The 766-nt window shown below is 50.1% G+C and carries 1 protein-coding gene; it reads left to right on the forward strand.

What is annotated here, in order from left to right; genetic code table 11:
• Window positions 1–335: 335 nt before the first annotated feature.
• Window positions 336–659, forward strand: a complete 324-nt coding sequence (locus B5F76_RS14345) for an IS5 family transposase (protein WP_087355767.1) — start codon at window positions 336–338, stop codon at window positions 657–659.
• The last annotated feature ends 107 nt before the right edge of the window (window positions 660–766 follow it).

Consider the following 766-nt stretch of genomic DNA (forward strand, 5'->3'; position numbering starts at 1 on the left):
CACAGGACGCCATTGAAAAAGCGCCTGTTGTCTCCAACAGGGCGACCTCGTTTGCCGTTGCTGTTGGGGAATTCGGGTTCGATCTTGGCCCAAAGTTCATCGCTGATATATCATGACGGTGGTGAACTGTGACGTCCATACGGTGGCCCTCCTGCCAAATATATGGACTGTACGAATTATTAACCACCATGGCAAAGTCAGCCATGGGCTGAATTTGTCAACACGACCTTAGGTCGTGTTGACAAAATCAAAAATCAGCCAATCTGACTTCGATTTTGCCATAAGAGGTTATATTTCATACTGTATCACTCCAGTTTACCAGAGCGGTCTACAGTATGGATACAGTCAAAGCCTATCAACGCCATGACATCACTGACGAACTTTGGTGCAAGATTGCTCCCTTCTTCCCCAATGGAACGGGGAAGCGCGGTCGCCCTACCGGAGACAACAGACGCTTTTTCAACGCTGTTGCGTGGATCATTCGTTCGGGTGCGCCTTGGCGAGATCTCCCTCCAGATTATGGAAACTGGAACAGTATTTTCGTCAGATTCCGAAGGCTTGCAAAAGCAGGCTTTTGGGAAAAGCTGGCCTCAAGCTTCTCGGACTGCCCAGACCTGGAATGGGTCATGCTCGACGCCAGCCACATCAAGGTACACTAGCATGGCATGGGTGCACCTGGGGGAACCGAGGATGCGGGGAGAACCAAAGGAGGTATAAACACCAAGATACACGTAGCTGTAGATTCGCATGGAATGCCCATCAGATT

Source organism: Desulfovibrio sp. An276, assembly GCF_002159665.1.
GTDB lineage: Bacteria > Desulfobacterota > Desulfovibrionia > Desulfovibrionales > Desulfovibrionaceae > Desulfovibrio > Desulfovibrio faecigallinarum.